Raw genomic sequence first — 388 nt, 5'->3', positions numbered from 1 at the left:
ATCACCATATATCTTGATCCCTAAATCTGCCCTAACGCCACTAATTAATTCGTTAAAGCGCATCTGTATAGGTTGCGTAAACTCATAGTTATTGCCGGGTACATTTTGAAGATCCCTCTCCAATTGCTCGACAAATTCCGCTTTCGATAATGCAGGGTTTGGCCATTCATCAATTGGTTTTAGCATTACAAAAGTGTCAGTGACGTTGGGTGGCATAGCATCAGTAGCCACCTCAGCAGTACCCGTTTTAGCAAATACGGTGTTTACCTGTGGGTATTGCATAATGACCTGTTCAAGCCGTTTTTGCAAATCGACAGCTTGTTCAATTCCTGTGCCGGGCACTCTCATTGCATGAAGGGCTATGTCACCCTCATCTAGTTGCGGCACA

At 44.3% G+C, this 388-nt stretch carries 1 protein-coding gene; it reads right to left on the bottom strand.

The window, feature by feature from the left end; all coding sequences use genetic code 11:
* Positions 1 to 388 (bottom strand): efflux RND transporter permease subunit (locus NLF92_RS12695; RefSeq protein ID WP_254102563.1); only part of this gene is annotated, 388 nt, incomplete at both ends.

This window comes from Opacimonas viscosa (assembly GCF_024199005.1).
GTDB lineage: Bacteria > Pseudomonadota > Gammaproteobacteria > Enterobacterales > Alteromonadaceae > Opacimonas > Opacimonas viscosa.
Note: the sequence above shows the minus strand (reverse complement) of the source record. Positions and strands in the feature narration are given on the sequence as shown.